Origin of the sequence: Tropicimonas sp. IMCC6043, assembly GCF_004146235.1 — a bacterium.
Lineage (GTDB): Bacteria > Pseudomonadota > Alphaproteobacteria > Rhodobacterales > Rhodobacteraceae > Tropicimonas.
The window spans coordinates 1-472 of record NZ_SELO01000160.1; the positions used below are offsets into that span (position 1 = coordinate 1).

The 472-nt window shown below is 61.7% G+C and carries 2 protein-coding genes; both read right to left on the reverse strand.

Annotated elements, in window-relative coordinates; translation table 11 throughout:
* Positions 1 to 16: 16 nt before the first annotated feature.
* Complete coding sequence (locus EU800_RS29260) at positions 17 to 202, reverse strand: sulfotransferase (protein WP_207210027.1); 186 nt, start codon at positions 200 to 202, stop codon at positions 17 to 19.
* Positions 203 to 346: a hypothetical protein gene (locus EU800_RS27405; RefSeq protein WP_207210028.1), complete on the reverse strand. Its 144-nt coding sequence runs from the start codon at positions 344 to 346 to the stop codon at positions 203 to 205.
* Positions 347 to 472: the final 126 nt, after the last annotated feature.

Genomic DNA, 472 nt, shown 5'->3' on the forward strand with positions numbered 1-472 from the left:
GTGCCCGCCTCCGGCGCTAGACTGGTTCTCCTCCCCTGCGCAGGCTGTCCAGTCGGGCGTTGGTTTCCATGAAATCGTGGGCTTCGTTCGAGCGGGGGAACGGTTCGTCCGGAACATCGCAGCCAAGAAAATCACACAGTCGGGTCCACCCCTCACCGAGGTCGTAGGTCAGAAGTCTGTCGGGTCCGAAAGCGGCCTGCACCTAGGCGGTATTGCGTTCGTAGGCCGCGATCATGTGATCTTTGTCCGTGATGTTGCCTTCGAAAACACCGTCACGGATAAGCGGAATCGCGACGGGGTTCGGATCTGGCTTTTCGCGCAGAACGCGCAGGATTGTCTTCTCCATGTGTCAACGGCGGTGCGATTTCCTGCCAGAGGGCAGCACAAAATCCGGCCAGTTCCAGCGTGATCGGCGCCCCGGCAGACGCGCTCCCTATGTAGCTGGCGGTTGCCGGGGCGCCTTGGTCCGCGA

Bases quoted from the DNA above. Each gene is read 5' to 3' on its own strand.
- EU800_RS27405 (WP_207210028.1), bottom strand. From the start codon at position 346: ATGGAGAAGACAATCCTGCGCGTTCTGCGCGAAAAGCCAGATCCGAAC.